The organism is Bradyrhizobium sp., from assembly GCF_019244115.1.
Taxonomy (GTDB): Bacteria; Pseudomonadota; Alphaproteobacteria; order Rhizobiales; family Xanthobacteraceae; genus Bradyrhizobium.
Map to the genome: position 1 here is coordinate 1 of NZ_JAFATE010000502.1, position 16,328 is coordinate 16,328.

At 62.9% G+C, this 16,328-nt stretch carries 19 protein-coding genes and 1 pseudogene; 11 read left to right on the forward strand and 9 right to left on the reverse strand.

What is annotated here, in order from left to right:
• Positions 1 to 1,528, forward strand: a 1,528-nt coding sequence (gene uvrA / locus JOZ76_RS22105) for an excinuclease ABC subunit UvrA (RefSeq protein ID WP_291701854.1), incomplete at its 5' end; no start/stop codon positions are given.
• A 40-nt stretch (positions 1,529 to 1,568) separates the two neighbouring features.
• Entirely contained in the window at positions 1,569 to 2,453 is an 885-nt protein-coding gene (locus tag JOZ76_RS22110) for a hypothetical protein (protein ID WP_291701856.1), read from the forward strand.
• Between the two features lie 188 nt (positions 2,454 to 2,641).
• Here the strand turns inward: JOZ76_RS22110 and JOZ76_RS22115 are convergent, their stop codons facing one another.
• The 7 genes from JOZ76_RS22115 to JOZ76_RS22145 form a co-directional block, all read right to left on the reverse strand.
• The gene (locus JOZ76_RS22115) at positions 2,642 to 3,106 is read right to left on the reverse strand and encodes a hypothetical protein (RefSeq protein ID WP_291701858.1); all 465 of its coding nucleotides are present in this window, start codon (positions 3,104 to 3,106) and stop codon (positions 2,642 to 2,644) included.
• A gap of 215 nt (positions 3,107 to 3,321) precedes the next feature.
• Positions 3,322 to 3,687 carry a hypothetical protein gene (locus tag JOZ76_RS22120; RefSeq protein WP_291701860.1) on the reverse strand — a complete coding sequence of 122 codons (366 nt, stop codon included), beginning with the start codon at positions 3,685 to 3,687 and terminating at the stop codon, positions 3,322 to 3,324.
• A 499-nt stretch (positions 3,688 to 4,186) separates the two neighbouring features.
• A complete protein-coding gene (locus JOZ76_RS22125) occupies positions 4,187 to 4,441 on the reverse strand; it encodes a hypothetical protein (protein WP_291701862.1) in 255 nt (84 codons plus the stop codon).
• A gap of 117 nt (positions 4,442 to 4,558) precedes the next feature.
• Entirely contained in the window at positions 4,559 to 5,284 is a 726-nt protein-coding gene (locus JOZ76_RS22130; RefSeq protein WP_291701864.1) for a hypothetical protein, read from the reverse strand.
• 420 nt (positions 5,285 to 5,704) lie between these two features.
• Positions 5,705 to 6,550: a CmcJ/NvfI family oxidoreductase gene (locus JOZ76_RS22135; protein WP_291701866.1), complete on the reverse strand. Its 846-nt coding sequence runs from the start codon at positions 6,548 to 6,550 to the stop codon at positions 5,705 to 5,707.
• 191 nt (positions 6,551 to 6,741) lie between these two features.
• Positions 6,742 to 7,536 (reverse strand): DUF2066 domain-containing protein, encoded by a 795-nt coding sequence (locus tag JOZ76_RS22140; protein WP_291701868.1) that lies wholly within the window; start codon positions 7,534 to 7,536, stop codon positions 6,742 to 6,744.
• A 129-nt stretch (positions 7,537 to 7,665) separates the two neighbouring features.
• A complete protein-coding gene (locus tag JOZ76_RS22145) occupies positions 7,666 to 9,057 on the reverse strand; it encodes an MATE family efflux transporter (RefSeq protein WP_291701870.1) in 1,392 nt (463 codons plus the stop codon).
• Positions 9,058 to 9,388: 331 nt separating this feature from the next.
• On the opposite strand from JOZ76_RS22145, the gene JOZ76_RS22150 reads away from it, so the two are divergent.
• From JOZ76_RS22150 to chrA, 3 genes are all read left to right on the forward strand, one after another.
• Complete coding sequence (locus tag JOZ76_RS22150) at positions 9,389 to 10,207, forward strand: sulfurtransferase/chromate resistance protein (protein ID WP_291701872.1); 819 nt, start codon at positions 9,389 to 9,391, stop codon at positions 10,205 to 10,207.
• Positions 10,208 to 10,423: 216 nt separating this feature from the next.
• Complete coding sequence (locus tag JOZ76_RS22155) at positions 10,424 to 11,020, forward strand: superoxide dismutase (protein WP_291701889.1); 597 nt, start codon at positions 10,424 to 10,426, stop codon at positions 11,018 to 11,020.
• Positions 11,021 to 11,079: 59 nt separating this feature from the next.
• Positions 11,080 to 12,249: a chromate efflux transporter gene (gene chrA / locus JOZ76_RS22160; protein ID WP_291701874.1), complete on the forward strand. Its 1,170-nt coding sequence runs from the start codon at positions 11,080 to 11,082 to the stop codon at positions 12,247 to 12,249.
• On the opposite strand, the gene JOZ76_RS22165 is transcribed toward chrA, so the two are convergent.
• A complete protein-coding gene (locus JOZ76_RS22165) occupies positions 12,242 to 12,601 on the reverse strand; it encodes a hypothetical protein (RefSeq protein ID WP_291701876.1) in 360 nt (119 codons plus the stop codon). The two genes, chrA and JOZ76_RS22165, sit on opposite strands and share 8 nt — an antisense overlap.
• Here JOZ76_RS22165 and JOZ76_RS22170 point away from each other — a divergent pair.
• Entirely contained in the window at positions 12,578 to 13,435 is an 858-nt protein-coding gene (locus tag JOZ76_RS22170) for a YncE family protein (protein ID WP_291701878.1), read from the forward strand. The two genes, JOZ76_RS22165 and JOZ76_RS22170, sit on opposite strands and share 24 nt — an antisense overlap.
• Positions 13,436 to 13,541: 106 nt before the next feature.
• Here JOZ76_RS22170 and JOZ76_RS22175 read toward each other — a convergent pair whose 3' ends face one another.
• Positions 13,542 to 13,727, reverse strand: a complete 186-nt coding sequence (locus tag JOZ76_RS22175) for a hypothetical protein (RefSeq protein WP_291701880.1) — start codon at positions 13,725 to 13,727, stop codon at positions 13,542 to 13,544.
• 200 nt (positions 13,728 to 13,927) lie between these two features.
• Between JOZ76_RS22175 and JOZ76_RS22180 the strand changes: the two are divergent.
• From JOZ76_RS22180 to JOZ76_RS22200, 5 genes and pseudogenes are all read left to right on the forward strand, one after another.
• A pseudogene (locus tag JOZ76_RS22180) lies at positions 13,928 to 14,366 on the forward strand (hypothetical protein).
• Between the two features lie 103 nt (positions 14,367 to 14,469).
• Complete coding sequence (locus JOZ76_RS22185; protein WP_291701891.1) at positions 14,470 to 14,685, forward strand: hypothetical protein; 216 nt, start codon at positions 14,470 to 14,472, stop codon at positions 14,683 to 14,685.
• 61 nt (positions 14,686 to 14,746) lie between these two features.
• The gene (locus JOZ76_RS22190; RefSeq protein WP_291701882.1) at positions 14,747 to 15,004 is read left to right on the forward strand and encodes a hypothetical protein; all 258 of its coding nucleotides are present in this window, start codon (positions 14,747 to 14,749) and stop codon (positions 15,002 to 15,004) included.
• A 275-nt stretch (positions 15,005 to 15,279) separates the two neighbouring features.
• On the forward strand, positions 15,280 to 15,822 hold the full coding sequence (locus JOZ76_RS22195; protein ID WP_291701884.1) for a DUF2975 domain-containing protein: 543 nt from the start codon (positions 15,280 to 15,282) through the stop codon (positions 15,820 to 15,822).
• A gap of 1 nt (position 15,823) precedes the next feature.
• Complete coding sequence (locus tag JOZ76_RS22200) at positions 15,824 to 16,069, forward strand: helix-turn-helix domain-containing protein (RefSeq protein WP_291701886.1); 246 nt, start codon at positions 15,824 to 15,826, stop codon at positions 16,067 to 16,069.
• Positions 16,070 to 16,328: the final 259 nt, after the last annotated feature.

Consider the following 16,328-nt stretch of genomic DNA (forward strand, 5'->3'; position numbering starts at 1 on the left):
GCTCAACGCGCAGCAGAACGAGATCGCCGCGCGCGTGCTGAAGGAGATCCGCGAGCGGCTGTCGTTTTTGCTGGACGTCGGCCTCAACTACCTGACGCTGGCGCGCGCCTCCGGCACGCTCTCCGGCGGCGAGAGCCAGCGCATCCGGCTCGCCTCGCAGATCGGCTCAGGGCTCACCGGCGTCCTCTATGTGCTCGACGAGCCGTCGATCGGGCTGCATCAGCGCGACAACGAGCGGCTTCTGGAAACGCTGAAGCGGCTGCGCGACCTCGGCAACACCGTGATCGTGGTCGAGCATGACGAGGACGCCATCCGCCTCGCCGACCATGTGCTCGACATCGGCCCCGGCGCCGGCATGCATGGCGGCCATATCGTGGCGCAGGGCACGCCCGCCGATATCATGCGCAACCCGAAATCACTGACCGGAAAGTATCTCACCGGCGAGCTCGCGGTCGAGGTGCCGGAGCGGCGGCCGCCGAACCATCGCCGCACCATCAAGGTGGTCAACGCACGCGGCAACAATTTGAAGAATGTCAGTGCGGAAATTCCACTGGGGCTGTTCACCTGCGTGACCGGCGTCTCCGGCGGCGGCAAGTCGACGCTTCTGATCGATACGCTGTATCGCGCCATCGCCCGGAAGCTGAATAACGCGAGTGAAGGCGCCGCGCCGCACGACCGCATCGAGGGGCTGGAGCATATCGACAAGATCATCGACATCGACCAGTCGCCGATCGGCCGCACCCCGCGCTCGAATCCCGCGACCTATACCGGCGCGTTCACGCCGATCCGCGAGTGGTTTGCCGGCCTGCCCGAGGCCAAGGCGCGCGGCTACGAGCCCGGCCGCTTCTCCTTCAACGTCAAGGGCGGCCGCTGCGAGGCCTGCCAGGGCGACGGCGTCATCAAGATCGAGATGCACTTTCTGCCCGACGTCTACGTCACCTGCGACGTCTGCAAAGGAAAACGCTACAACCGCGAGACGCTGGAGGTGCTGTTCAAGGGCAAGTCGATCGCCGACGTTTTGGATATGACCGTCGAGGAAGCCGCCGAGTTCTTCAAGGCGGTCCCGCGCGTGCGCGACACGTTTCAGACCCTGCACCGCGTCGGCCTCGATTACATCCACGTCGGCCAGCAGGCCACAACTCTCTCGGGCGGCGAGGCGCAGCGCGTCAAGCTCGCCAAGGAGCTGTCCAAGCGTGCCACCGGGCGCACGCTCTATATCCTGGACGAACCGACCACCGGTCTGCACTTCCACGACGTGAAGAAGCTTTTGGAGGTGCTGCACGAGCTGGTGTCGCAGGGCAACACGGTGGTGGTGATCGAGCACAATCTCGAGGTGATCAAGACCGCCGACTGGGTCATCGACCTCGGCCCCGAAGGCGGCGATGGCGGCGGCGAGATCGTCGCCTGGGGCACCCCGGAGGACATCGCGAAGGCACAGCGCAGCTACACGGGCAAGTTTTTGGCCCCCGTCCTGGCCAAAGCGAACAAGCCGCGCAAGAGCCGCGGCGCGAGCGAGGCGGCGGAGTAGTTCGGCCCGGTGCCGCGCAAAGCGTGAATCAGGAGTACTGATGAAGTGGAGACAACGGACCCTCGATGAGATTGCCGATATGATCTGCGGCAATGGCGAGTGTATGCCGTTCGTCTACCGTAGCAGTAGCTACATCACACGGTTTTTCCGGGACGCCGACACCGACTTCGCACACGACGGCTCAACACGCGTCGCCTGGGTATCGGGCGTACTCGAGCAAATCCTCGCAGAACCACATCGTGACGCACAAACGCCGCCGCCGACTTTCTGTCGGGTCATCGCAACGCTTATGGACGTTGGTGACGCGAACGATGGCGATCCTGGTCGTACGTTCGCGCTCTCTAAGTTGAACACCTCGCTGGCTCGCGAGGGTTTCGAGGCATTTTATGCAGCCGATCACAGATGTTATCTTCGGCACATCGGCACGGGCGCAATCGCTGCATCGGCTGCAAACCCGCATCGCCCTCTTTCAAAGGACGAGCGAACGCGCCGCGATCTGCTTGCCGCCTTTCTCGACAAAGCCTCAGAAGACCAGTTGATCGAAGACGTGCTGTTGCCGTTGTTTCGCCAGCTCGGTTTTCATCGTGTGACCGCCGCTGGCCATAAGGATAAAGCGCTCGAATACGGCAAAGATATCTGGATGCGCTTCACGCTGCCGACGCAACATGTCTTGTACTTCGGATTGCAGGTTAAACGCGACAAGCTTGATGCAGCTGGTATTAGCAAGAATGGCACTGCAAATATCGCCGAGATCCTCAATCAAGCTACAATGATGCTCGGGCACGAAATCTTCGATCCGGAACTAGCTGTCGCGTTTTGGTCAGACATTCTGAATTTGTTCGTCGTGACCAACGTCCCGCTGCCCGCAGCGGCATTGCCTCTGGCGCCCAAGAATATGCTCATCGACGATGACATTTCATTTTAGCAAGCGTGGCCCGCATGAGCATCAGCGACATGCGGGTTCGGGCGGATCGCGATTTTGAATTGGTTTGATCCACGCTCGACGCCCGGATGTCGCTGCGCGCATCATGCCCGTCAACGCCACCGGCGCGACCGGACCTGGAAATTGCGCGGTTCGCCAACGACGTTTGATTGGGGCTCGTCAGTTACAGGTCACGTTACTGGAGGGATTCTCACGCCTATCTTCTTCTTCAAGGTGTCGCAGGTCGTCCGCACCTCCTCCGTGATGGCCGAGCAGGACTCGATCTCGTGGAAGATGCGTTTGGCCTCGTTGCGGAAGTGAGCGGCGGTCGTCCTCACGTCCTCGAGCATCCCGGCCACACTCGCCGTAATCGCCTCATGTCGGCTGGCGATTTCCTGCCCCATCGTCTCGATCTCCTTGGCCGCCGCCTCGTACTCGCGAATGACGGCTTCGGCGGAGAGTCTGCCAATCTCTGTGGCGCCGTCCAGGTGCGTGACATATTTGGGCAGCGCCGCCGCGCGATTCGCAGGCGGTGCATAGCTGCCGGCGTCATCGCCAGCGGACGGCGTCAAGGCTGCGATCTCCTTTTCCAGTTGATCGGCGATATTGTGCTCAACGTCGTTGATGTCGAAGGCTTTTACGACTGCATCTCGCATTACGAACTCCTTTAGGCGATCTCCTGCTTCAAGCGTGAAGCAGCAGAGCCTTGATGACTGTCGGAGGCGAGACTGATCGTTCAACGCCTATGAGCGTCGTCAACACCCCCCTGAGCTGTCCACCCACTGAATATGGCTAGAATGTGGTATCCACAGATTTTTCGTATTTCGGCGAGGCGAATGGTGCTGTGGTAGCGGTAGCGGCGGATTAGCTCTTAGGGCGGATTGGCGAGGCTTAATCCGCCTCTCTTGCTTGGTTCGGCGCAATACGCTTCGCTATTGCGCCTACGCCTGATCCTCCTGCAGCCGCAACCAGCCTGCCAGGCGTCGGCGCCGTCGATGTCGACATAGCCCCTTTTTTCTTCCATCGCGCGCGCGTGCTCGTGCGTCATGACCATGACTCCCCAACTGTCACGGATTTGAAGCACCTCGTCCTCGGTCAGCGCGGCGCCCTTCTCTTGCTGCGCGCGCCACAGCATTCCTGCGAGGCTGGGGATGAAGAAGAGCTCGAGCCCATCTGGCAGGGGACGCTTCACCAACTCGCCATATCCACCGACTTCACCGCGTTTGAGCTCGGACATGGCGTTCCCCTGCCCTCAAGCGCACAGAGACCCTCGGCGCGCTGCGGCTTCAATATGCCCACTGCTTTGAACTATAGATCGCCGACGACAGTTCGTCAGCAGCCAACCGCAATGCGCTTCTCAGGTCAGCCCTTTGCTCGCCCGAATCGAGCTCGCGGTCGTGAACGTGTCCGGGCGAACTCACGCTTAGATACAACGCCAGATTGTCGGTGCCGCAATCGGAAACCCGACAAGCGCGCGCGGCAAGATAAAGCAGGTCGAAGGCGTGATGGCGCTCGCTCTTGCGCTCGCCGAGCTCGCGCCTGAGCTGCCGGAAAATCCGCGGACCAACGCCTCGCCCTCGGGACGCATCGGCCCGCGAGAATCGTGAGCGAATGTCCCCGCGCTGTTTGAATGGTCTGAATCGAGCCTTGGTGTCATCGCCTCAGGGCTGCGCGTGACCTGCGCAACGCGTCGGATGGCTTTCGCTGTCGAAACGCATCCGAGGCTCTGCCCATTCTCACTGACGATCGGTGACCAGCATCACCGGCGCGGACGGCGCATCGGCCGGCGTGCGCGCGCTCGCATCGGCGGCAACGTTTGGCGGCTGGGTCGGATTTGCCGTGGCCTGAGGCGCGGTCGGCCCGGCAGGCGCGGTGGTGGTGGCGACGACGGGATTTCTGGCGCTGGCCTCGCGGCTCCAGTCGCAGGCGCTGGCCGGCGTGGCGGCACACGCAACAGCAACGAAACCCGCAGCAACGAAGACTTTCGTCATGGCTGGCTCCTTCCTGGGCAGGGGTGCTTCCGACCGGGCGAAGTCTAGCACAGCCGGCATCCAACCGACGCATCCGCCGCCATCACGAAGCCGTAAGCGCGCCCGCGGCCCGGCGACCTACTGGTAGAACCGGGGTGGCGGCGGAACCGCCGGCCGGCGCGGCTGCGGCGGATTGGGCGCGAGCCCAGGCAGCCCTGCCGCGAGCCCGGTCGTCGCCCCGGCCGGCCGCGGCGGCACCACTTGCGCCCTCGCCTGCGCCTGAGCTGCGGGCGTCCGCAGCATCATGCGCAGCATCTGGTCCTGGCCGGCCCTGAGCTGGTCGATCCCCTGCTGCAGGTTTTCGACGTCACGCGCGAGCTTCTGGATCAGCTGCTGCTGCTCCATCGGCGAAAGGTTGGCGTTCGCCTCGCCATTGTCCATACCGGGGACCTGATAGCCGCCGGTATTGCCGACAGTCGTCCGCAGCTCGGCGTTCGCCTCCATCGCCGCGTCCTGGGGGTCCACGGCCGGCAGCAGATCGATGACGCGCTGCGGCGCATATTCCGCCACCATCATCCTGACCATCTCGCTGCGCGGATATTGCCAGGCCAGCGCCGCGCCGGCGATACCACCGAACAGCAGCAGCACTACGATCATTTTAAGCAGCGCACCGCCAAACGACCTGCGGGCGACCCGCGGCCGCCTCGGGGCGGGAGACGCTGCCCTGACTTCGTAGAGCCACACGCCGATGCGGGCGATCACGTCGCGGACGACACCTGAAAACCCTGTTCCGGACTCCGGCTGCTCGAGCTCGATCCCGACCTCGGCCGGATCGATGGCTTGCTGTCGCTGCGCGGCTTGCATCAGGCGCTCCCCTTGGTCCGGTCCCCACGACCGCGGATGTAGTATCCTAAAATCTTCGTTACATCGGCCCTGCGCTTTGTCCAAAGCAAGACCGGATGGTGACGGCGGCAAGGCCATTTCCCGCGCGACCTTAGAATCGGTCGAGCAGCTGGTCGTCCTGTACTCTACCTCTGCGTGCATGCTCGAACGAGCATCGGCGGCATCAATCGCCACCACGATAGGATGCACAGCGACAAACGCGCCGATGATACCGCCAGGCCGCATTGGAGCATTCGTCCACAGCGTGTATCATTTCGCCTCCTATTGCTCTCGTCGATGAGCCCGAATCGTTTCAATGCCAGGGAGCGACGATCATGTTTTCAAGACGACGATTATTGGCATTATCCGCGGTGAGCGGACAGAGCCCTCTTGTGACGCTGCTCAGCTCCGGTGAAACACCAGCGCGCGCAGCTCGATGCTTTCGCGCGGCGCCGCACCGGGAGGCGTCGTCGGATCGGTGAACGCGGTGTGCGGTCCAAAACGTGTCCGGCCGTCGGTTGCGGAATCGTAGCATTTCAGCAGCAGCGCCTCGTCCGGCGTCATTTCGGGGAAATAGAACCAGCGATGGGCCGGATTGTATGTCACCGAATAGGTCTCGCCGCGCCGGTTGGGATAGATCAGGTCGGAGGCGACGAGATCGCCGTCGGCAACGCTGGTGCCGTCGCACATCGCAAGCGGGGCGTCGCGCACCGGCCCCCGGATCGGACGCCACAGATTGATCACCTGCACCCGTCCCTTGAGGAGCTCATCGGCCTCATCGCCAAGATGCTCGCGCACGCGGTTCGGACCCGAGGCCACAGTCTGATCGACATGAACGCGCGTTGCCGGCTGCCTTGGGCCGGCGCCGCGGATGTCGGCCGCGCCCTCGACCCGCCTGCGCACCGTGTGGTCGAACAGCACCACGCGGTCCGCCTTCAGGCTCGCACGGATGAAAGCTTCCGACGCGGGATAGTAGATCCGCCTGATCTCGTTCTCGTCGTAAAAATCCTTCATCGCCGTCGGATGTCGCACCAGCGCAAAACCCTCGCGGTCGAGCGAGAAAGTGTTGGCAATCCCGCGTCCGTTGAAGATCGGGACGAGATGCGGCTCCGGCAGGTTGGTCGATTTCGGCTCGCCCGGCGGCGGATCAAAGGCGTAGGTGCGCGGCTTGGCCGAGGTCGGCTTCAGATAGTTGAGTTCGGCGGTCACGAAGGGAAGCGATTCGATCTTGGTTTCCTGCAGGCCCATTTGCCAGTCTCCGTTCAGGACGCGTGACAAGAGATGTTTGCAACGCCAGGCCCGCCGGCAAGCGCGCCTTATGAAATAGCAACGTTGCTGTCGCTGCATGGCACGGGCGTGGAAGATTTTTGCCCTGCGCCACGATGCGCGGCAACGAACCTCCTCGAAGGCAACGTCGCGAAACTCCGTAAAGCGTCGCGCTAAAGCGGATCGCCATTGCCCGAGAGAATCTGAGCCGCGCCGCCGATGCCGCGGCGAAAAGCTTCGTCGAAGGTGACGCCGCGAAACTGCCAGCGATACGGCCGGCCCTGCCAGTCGAAGTGCCAATCGGTGGCCCAGCCTAGATCGGCATCGTCCCACCTGAGATGTCCGATCAGAACCAGCTCCGCGCCCTGGTCGGCCACGGCCTGCGCCAACGCCGAAGACGGCCTCGTCGCAAGTCCGGGGCCAGTGAGACTGGAACGCGCGAGCGCCGCTTCATCGGGCAATATGATGCGTAGTCCCCGCTTGTCCGCAGCCGCGAGCAGCGCATCGCGCTGCAGATCGGACGCCCTCGCGTCGGAGCTGACGACATAGGTTCGGGCGCCCTGCTCCATCGCGACGAAGACGCCGAGCACAGGACGCGACAGCCAGGGCTTGAGACCAAGCTCGCTCAAGATGCCGTTGATCTTCTGGTCATCGAAATCGACGAACAGATCGTAGGGCCGGTCGCGCGTGCCCTGCTCATCACGCACCGGCGTGCCGGACATCTTGTCGTGATAGCGATAGGCTTTGACGAACTCGCTCGCGCGCGCCTTGTACGGCTGCAAGCGCGGATCGCCGGCGAGTTTCAGCGCGCCTGAGACCTTGATCAGGACGTCCTCCAGACAGGCGGCAAAACCGATCATCCGGTTGGCCTCGCCCTGGCCGGTGAGGACGGTCTGCGCACGATAGAGGTCGTCCGCCGCGCGTGCCTTCGCCATCGTGCAGCAGGCAAGCGCAACGACAAGCGCCATCAGGGTCCATCGCGGAGCCCGAGAGATCGAGCGATGCGCCGTCATGCCGAACCATCTCCGCTGCCACGGAGGATCGATCAGCTTCGGAGGGGATGCACGTCACACGCGCGTGATAGTGATCACTCTCATTCATTCGGCTGGAGCGGGCAATGGTGCATCGCGCGCCGGCGCGGGCTGCGGCCCGGCCAAAAGCCGCGACCAGCGCATCACGCCAAAGGCGTTGGTGACCGCGTAGACCAGCAGGCCAAGCACCAGAACTGCGTAAAGGCCGGTCGGACCGGACAGGGCCACGCCGAGCCAGCCGAGGCCGGCAACGAGCGCGACCCGCAGCAAAGACGCGGTGAGCGGCAAGACCATGCGGCCCGTCCCCTGCGAGGCGAAGTAGAGTGCAAGTCCGATGCCGAACAGGCCATAGGCCGGACCGACGATGCGCAGATATTCGACGCCACCCGCGGCAATGGCCGGATCATCGGAAAACAGTTTTAGCCAATGCTCGGGCATTAGCGCGGCGAGCAGACCGATCATTTCGGTCACGGTGCCGGCAAGTGCCGCGGCCGTCCAGGCGACCCGCCCCGCCCTGGCGAAATTGCCCGCGCCGACGCTGGTGCCGGTCATCGCCGCGGTCGGCGCGCCGATCCCGAACACCAGCGGCACCAAAAGATATTCGAGACGCACGCCGGTGCCGTAGCCGGCGACATAGGCGCCGTCCGTCTTGCTGACGAGCGACATCGCGACCGCGACCGTGACATTGGTCGACATGCTGGTCAGCGCGGACACCATGCCGATCCGAAGGATTTCCAAGACCGGCGCTCGCGACAGTTTGGGCGGCCTGAACGACGGACGGATCACGCCGGCGCCCGACCAGATGTAGCAGCCCAGGATGATCGCGCCGAGCACATAGTAGACAAGCACGGCGGACGCCCCTCCGATGATGCCGAGCCGTGGGAACGGGCCGATGCCGAATATCAGCAGCGGCGACAGCGGGATCAGCAGCACCGTGCCTGCGACCATGACGGCGGCCGGCATCAGCATGTTGCCGGTGCCGCGGATGATCGCGGCAAAGGTATTGAACAGCCACAGCGGAATGGTTCCGACGAACACCAGCGACGAATAAGTCACGGCGGCCTTGAGCGAACCTCCCGATCCGCCCATTGCCGCGTAGAGCGCAGGGCCAAGGGGCAGAATGAGCGACGTGGTGACGATGCCGAGCGCGAGCGTGAGCAGCAGGCTCGTCCACACCACCTGATCGACCCGGCGCAGGTCCCCTGCCCCGAGTGCCCGTGACACCGACGACAGGATCGCGCCGCCAACCGCGCCGGCCGAGACCATCTGCAGCAGCATGAAAGCGGGAAACACCAACGCCATCCCGGCCAGCGCGTCGCTGCCCAGCCGCGCGACGAAATAGGTCTCGATCAGCCCGATCGCGGATTGCGCCACCATGACCAGCATGTTGGGCCAGGCAAGCCGCAGGATGGTGCGGCCCGGCGGGCCTTCGAGCAGCAGGCGGGTTCGCGCGTCCAAGGCCTCTCTCCGTCGCATGTCCTGCGAGAAGCGCAAGATTGCATGACAGTCGTCATATTACAAGCGCATGACTGGTATCCTCACGCCCGATCGCGACCGCTTGAACGCGACGGCACATGAGGCAACCCGTCCGCCTCGCATGACGCCTAGTTCCGGGCGGCAACCCGCGGAAGCCCGTTCACGCGCTTGTGTCACTGCCTGGTATGAAGCCGATTTTCACAGACCGTTGACAGCGGCGCCGGCTCGCAGTCTATTGGTGACACGGGGGCAGCGATCCCCCCGCGAGGCGACATGCCCAAGAATCGCGTCCTGTTTCACGAAAGGACGCAGCATGTCTTCATATACCTCGATTTCCCCCGACAAGCTCTTTCGGCTGATCGGCACCCCCAACGCACCTGCGCTCGTGGATGTCCGCATCGACGAGGATTTCGCCGCCGATCCGCGCCTCGTCCCGGGCGCGCAAAGGCGTTCCCATCGCGACGTCCAGGCGTGGGCGCCAGGCATTGCCGGCCGATCCGCCGTGATCATCTGCCACGAGGGCCAGAAGCTCAGCGAAGGCACCGCAGCCTGGCTACGCCATGGCAATGTCGCCGCCGAAGTCCTCGAAGGCGGCCATCTCGCGTGGAAAGAAGCGGGTCTGCCGACCATTCCGGCCGACAGGATTCCAAAGCGAGATGAACGCGGGCGCACCGTCTGGGTCACGCGGGAGCGACCGAAAATCGATCGGATCGCCTGCCCGTGGCTGATCCGCCGTTTCGTCGATCCCAGCGCGGTTTTTCTCTTCGTCGCATCGTCGGAAGTCGAAGCCGTTGCCGAGCGTTTCGGCGCCACCGCGTTCGACATCGAGAACGTGTTCTGGAGCCATCGGGGCGAGTTCTGCACGTTCGACGTGATGGTCAGGGAATTCGGCTTGTCGACACCGGCGCTGGAGCGGCTGGCGACGATGGTGCGCGGCGCCGACACCGCGCGTCTCGATCTGTCGCCGGAAGCTTCCGGCCTGCTTGCCGCCTCGCTTGGACTGTCACGCATGTTCGACGACGATCTAAAGCAACTGAGCGCCGGCCATATGCTCTACGACGCTTTCTATCGGTGGTGCCGCGATGCAACGAAGGAAACTCACAACTGGCCGAGCAACAAGGTGAAGGCATGATCGAGAGCGGCGCGCTCGCCGAGGGTTGTCCAGCATGAGCGCGCGGCCAGCATTTCCGAAAATTGGGGGCGCCGAGGACGTGGAGAAAGCAAAATGAGCACACATACCGAGCGGCGGGACTTCATCCGAAACGTCGGGGCCATCGCGGCATCGACGGCCGTACTTGCGAGCACGCAGGCACTGGCTCAAGGCAATCAGCAGGCAGGAGGCAACGCCGTGCCTTATCAACCCAAACCGATGCCGTTCGACCCGAAATCCATCGCCGGCATCTCCGAAAAGGTGCTCGTCAGCCATTACGAGAACAATTATGTCGGCGCGGTGAAGCGCCTCAACGCGATCGGCACGCAACTGGCCGATCTCGATTTTGCCAAGGCGCCAAATTTCGTGATCAATGGCCTCAAGCGCGAGGAGCTCATCGCTTCGAACTCCATGATCCTTCACGAAATCTATTTCGACGGACTGGGCGGCGGCGGCAAGGCGAGCGGGCCGCTGGCCGACGCCATCGCGCACGACTTTAGCAGCATGGAGCGCTGGCGCGCCGAATTCTCAGCGATGGGCAAGGCCGAAGGCGGCGGATCGGGCTGGGTGATCCTGGCCTACTCGCCGCGCGACAGGCGGCTCGTCAATCAATGGGCCGCCGATCACACAACGACGCTTGCCGGCGGCCGACCGGTGCTGGTGCTCGACATGTACGAGCATGCCTATCACATGGACTATGGCGCGGCGGCGGCGCGCTACGTCGACGTGTACATGGAAGCGATCCGGTGGGACAACGCCGCCAAGCTCTACGAACAATATAGCCGCGAGGCTTAGGCGCATTGCGTCCCACCGATCGAGAACCGGTGTGCATTGAGACAGGTTGAGGCATGGCGATGACAATTCCATCCGGCCGGCTGACCGAGTTGGTTCGTTATTTCCTGCGGCTTGGCTTCCTCGGGTTTGGCGGGCCGGTCGCGCTGGTCGGGCAGATGGAACGGGAGCTGGTCGATGACAGGCAATGGCTCAGCAAGGATGAGATGCGGGAATCCATTGCCATCTGCCAGTCCCTTCCCGGCCCGCTCGCCATCCAGGTTGGCATCTACATCGCCTGGCTGCGCGGCGGCTTCTGGGGGGCGTGGCTCGGCGGATGGTGTTTCATCCTGCCGAATTTCGTCATCGTCGCCGCGCTGGGCGCGCTCTACATCCATCTCGGGGATCTGCAGCCGGTCACCGCGATCTTTTATGGCGTAAGTCCCGCCGTGATCGCGTTGATTCTGCATTCCTGCTATCGCCTCGCAAGGCTCGGGATGGAGGATAGGCTGCAATGGGCGATCGCCGCCGTCTGCCTTGCCGTCACCGTCGTTCTACAGGCCGAAGTAGCGCTGTTGTTTGTCGGCGCCGGCATCGTCGGGATGGTTCACTACGGCAGCCTGTTCAAACGAACGCCTGCGACCTTGGCGGGGGTGGCCGTCGTGCCGGCGGCGACGGCCCCGATCGCGCCGGTCGCAACCGGCTCCACGCTCACGAAGCTTCTGTTGTTCTTCCTCAAGGCCGGCTCGCTGACCTTCGGCAGCGGCCTGGTGATCGTCCCCTTCCTCGAGCAGGGGCTGGTGCAGCAATATGGCTGGCTCGACGAGCGGCAATTCTTGATCGCGGTGGCGATCGGCATGATCAGTCCCGGACCGGTGGTGATCACCGCAACCTTCGTCGGCTATCTGGTCGCCGGCTTCTGGGGCTCGCTCGTCTCCACGATCGGCATCTTCCTGCCCTCGTTCCTGCTGGTGCTGATTGTCGCGCCCCTGCTGGCGCGGCATCGGAACAACCCGAATGTGCAGGGCTTTGTCAAAGGCGCCTATTCCGCTGCGATCGGGACCATCCTGGGCGCCTGTATCCTGCTCGGCAAGATCGCGATCGGCGACTGGCTGACGGTCGCGATCGCAATCGTATCACTCGCGGTGCTGTTCCGCTGGAAAGTGAGCAATCCGGCACTGATTGCGGCAACGGCCGTAATCGGTCTGATCGCCTATCCCTTGCTGCAGCCGGCTTGGGTGCTGGTCAAATAACACTTGCTTTGGAAGGGAAACGCGACAGGAGGCAAACATGAACATTGTTGCTGCTGTCAGCATTGCAATTGGCATCGCCATCGCGCCATTGGCGTCGGCCCAGACGGGCGGATATCCCGCAAGCCCATCGCACACCATCGTCGGCACAAATCCGGACGGTACGCCGCGCTATGGTAACGAGCCGGCCAAGGATGCGAACCGATCCGTGGATACGGCTGATCAAAGTGGGCTCAACGCGTCCGGCAATCGCAGTGAAGGCGCTGATACGCCGATGCTGCAACTCGAAGCGAAAATCCCGCTTGGCGATGTCCACGGCCGGATCGATCACATGGCGGTCGATCTGGCCCGGCAACGCTTGCTGGTCGCGGCGCTGGGCCACGGCGGACTTGCGGTCGCCGACCTGAAGACCCGGCATCTGGACCGCATCGTCGGCAACCTTCCCGAGCCGCAGGGTGTCGGCTACGATCCGGTGACCGACACGATCTATGTGGCCAATGCAGGCGATGGCTCGTTGCGGCTGTTCAAGGGCGCCGATTTTACACCCGCGGGACGCATCGAGTTGGGCAGCGATGCCGACAACGTTCGCGTGGATTCCAAGGCGGGGCGTGTCATCGTGGGCCATGGTGATGGAGCATTGGCAATCCTGGATGCCGCGACCCACACGATCATCGCAAGCGCGGCGTTGAAGGCACACCCGGAAAGTTTTCAACTCGACGGTGGTAGCGAGCGGATCTTCGTCAACCTGCCGAATGCTGACGCAATCGGCGTTGTTAATCGCACAACCGGCAAGGAGATTGCGTCCTGGCCGACGGTGGGCCACAGCGCGAACTTCGCCATGGCGTTGGACCAGGCCCGCCAGCATGTCCTGGTCGCGTTTCGTCGTCCGGCGGAGCTCGGCGTCTTCTCAGCGGCGGATGGCAAGCCGATCGCATCGCTGCAAACCTGCGGTGATATCGACGATGTCTTTGTGGATTCCCGACGCGATCGCGTTTACGTCAGTTGCGGTCAGGGTTTTATGGATGTGCTGACCGCCGATGGCGCGACTTATCGGTCGGCCGGCCGAATCCCAACCGCTGCGGGCGCGCGGACGTCGCTGTTCGTACCCGAACTCGATCGTTTGCTGCTGGCCGTCCCCGCGGGATCGACGTCCGGTGCTGCGATCTGGATTTATCGCCCGTCGCCGTGAGATGTCGCGCGCAGAGCCCACCTCCATGATGGTTCATTGACCGGGCTCAACAAAAATCAACGGCCGCTGCGCATTTTGCTGCAAAAGATGCAGCGCGGCAACAGAGTCATGGGATCGGTACCAAGGGAGGGCTCGGCGCCTGCACCTCGACGGCCTCTGTCTTCGTTGGCGCGAGATCGTGGAATGCCAAAGCGATCCGCACCCATTCCAGGCGCTCGCGTTCGGACGTCGCCGTCACGGCCGATCGAATGGCGGCTTGTGCCTGCGCTCGGTAGTCGTCATCGATACTCACGAAGTTACTCTTCCCTGCCCGACAACAAGGATTTTAACTCCTCAAACCGAAACCGGTTGCTCCGTAGAAACACTGGTCGGCCGGTCCGAACGCGGCGCATTGCGCGACAGGCGACCACCCCTTGCGCCGACATCCACGCCAATTCGCAAGGCCTAAATTAGCGGCTTATCAGCCGCATCCGCCCGACGCATTCTTCGACGATGAGCACGAAGTCACACGACAGGCTCTACGGCGTCTCCGTCCGGGCATCGGCAGAGCGCGCAGCGAAGGCACGCGAGGAAGCCGGCAAGCTCGCCTGCGAAGCCTGGAACGCGCGCATGCTTTGCTTCCCGTGGTCCCGCGCAATCATCGCCGACGCTCGGCGATGCGCTCAATGCGGGATACGGCTGTCTCGAAGTTCGCTGCCTCGGTTGTGATACGCATCAGGCCGCCGCGCTCGACATCGTGCGCCGATCGGGGACAACCCCGATCGACGAACTCGAAAGCTACATGCGCCGCCGCGACTGCTCACAGTTTCGCGGCTTCCCGTGCAAGCGCAGCCATCTGATCGCGCTGCGCACCACCAAGATTTCAGCGAGCGATCCGCCATCAACTTGGTGCGGAGGAGCGGTGAGCATTAAGGTTATGCACTTAGCTTAACATGCGGCATTTGTTGCCAACTTGCGCAAATCAGATATCGAGGATGAACCGGACAATTTAGGTCCGGCCACAACGGCGAAGGCGTCAAGCGAATATAGTCCGCTTGGCGCCTTTTCATGGATCGCAAAGCTCAGTTGTTGTTTATATGGCCCAAAAACCAAGCTGGTCGTTTGCCGAACAACGCCGTCTGATTGAGCTGGCGCGCGCCTCAAAATCCCTGGACGAGGTGGCGAAACTGACCGGGCGGAAGCCCGGGTCGATCAAGAAGGTGGCGTTGCGGCTCGGCATATCGTTCAAGCCGGATGCCAAGAAAGAGTGAGCCTTTGGCTGGCGGTTGAGACCGCACCTTCGGTGATCCCATTCCGTTGCCGGATGGCCGCGTGCTGCACACCCCACGTGATGCCGGTCAGTACATCGCGAGCCTGCCCAAGCGCGAGCACGATGCAGAAGAATGGCGCACCGCGATCGAAGCACTGATGCTTGTCGTCGGGCATGGCGGCGACACCATGCTGAGGATCGGCATCATGCGGGCGCTCATCGTGAGAGGCCAACGTACTGAGCAGACGCGGCGAAAGAATCGGTCCGAGGACGCTCGGATCATTCGCGTACGCACCGTTCTCGTCTTCGCGGTGCGCTGACGGACTGCACGGCTGAGCGCAGCCGCAGTACAGAACCCGGGCGACTCCTATTCCCCAAGCTGCCGACTTGCTGCAGTGCTTGTGTCGGCGTGCGGTCACAAAGAGCGGCTGCACAGGCGGGTCGTGCAGCCCCGAGTGACGCCCCCCCGTGCCTCCGGCGGCCATCGCCAGCGGCCGTCTTCCTTTTCTAGATTTATCGATCATCGATAAACATATTGACTAGGATCGATAAACGATATATCGATTATCAATATATATTTTGGAGTAAGAAGAAAATGCCCAACGACAGAAAGCTCTTTGCGGTCACGCAGTGGGTATTGAGCGCCGGCATCCTCGTGACCACGCTGCTGATCGGCATGCTCGTTTTGGGCGTGGCTGCCACGATCTTTGGGCTCATTACCTCACGCCTGCCGCTCGATAAGATCGCGCGCGCGACGGGCGTCACGATGACAGCGGATGAGATCGGTCGCATGGCGCTGGCGGCATATACCGGCGGCATCGCGGCCCTCGCGCTCGTCCAGTTCATCCTCCGCGCTTTGCGGCGCGTGGTCGGCAGCGCCAGCGTCGGCGATCCATTCATCGAGGCGAATGCCGTGGACCTTGTCCGCGTCGCTTGGCTGCTCCTCGGCCTCAACGTGATCGACACGCTGATCAAGCCGACGGTTTACCTGCTCGCACCGGTCGCCGTGCGTGAGAAGATCCACGATACGGTCCATATCTCGATGACTGGGCTGTTCGCCGTGCTCCTGATCTTCGTGCTTGCGCAGATTTTCAGGCGCGGCAGTGACATGCGCGCCGAACTCGCAGGGACGATCTAACATGGCGATCGTCGTCAACCTCGATGAGCTGCTCTACGCACGCCGCATGACGTTAACGGAGCTCGCCGATCGCGTCGGCATCACCCTCGCCAACCTGTCGATCCTCAAGACAGGCAAGGCGAAGGCGATCCGGTTCTCCACGCTCGACGCGATCTGCCGAGAGCTCGGCTGCCAGCCTGGCGATCTGTTGGCGTTCAATGCGGACGGCGCCCGGGCCGACGAAAGGCTCGCAACGGACGCGCTCTAGCTTCCTTCGGATAGACCGAGTCTGCCGATGGCTAACTAATTTGGCCTTCAAGGAAGATCGAGCCGGCATGAATCGTCGGCCCTCTTTTTGTTGCCACACGCGATCATGCTCACAACTGCGAGGCTATCCATACAAGTGCAGCGATCTGGTCGCGCTGCGGACCACCAATAAAGAATGCGAGGTTTCGGCCGGCTGCGGCCCGAGGCTGATTTCACGCATGCGCGCCATGCGCAATTTGCCCGTCGTGCCATTTTGACGC